Origin of the sequence: Bacillus sp. L75, assembly GCF_003676355.1 — a bacterium.
GTDB classification, from domain to species: domain Bacteria; phylum Bacillota; class Bacilli; order Bacillales; family Bacillaceae; genus Bacillus; species Bacillus velezensis.
The window spans coordinates 1-402 of the sequence record NZ_ML064961.1; the positions used below are offsets into that span (position 1 = coordinate 1).

General features: G+C 39.3%; 1 protein-coding gene. It reads right to left on the reverse strand.

The features are described from left to right. Nucleotides 1-11: 11 nt before the first annotated feature. On the reverse strand, nt 12-402 hold a 391-nt coding region (locus D5S11_RS20015; protein ID WP_164833869.1), incomplete at its 5' end, for a hypothetical protein.

The window sequence follows — 402 nt, forward strand, 5'->3', positions numbered from 1 at the left end:
ATAGCCTCTCGTTATTTCTTGCCGTAGAAGATTTCTTCTGCGGTCAAGTTGTTAGTTTGTGCTTTAGATTTTGAAATCTTAGGCGTTTTAGTAATTCTTTTCTTTGTTTCTTTTGTTTTAGTGGTAAGTATTTTAAACCTTGCCGCATCAACAATGGTTTTCCAGTGGTGTGAGTAAGAGATTGCGTTAACCTCACCTTGAGAATATCCAGTCTCTCTAAGGTAATTAGCTGCCATTTTCATATCTGCCTTAAAATCTTTCGTTTCTTCACCGTCTTTAATCCATTTAGGATCATGACTGTAAAAATCAGAACGCTCGGCCACTAGTTGCTCTTGCGTCAAAGTGGTTTGCTGAGTTGGTTGGCTGGCTTTAAGCTCCGCTAGTTTTACTTTGCGTGCGTCA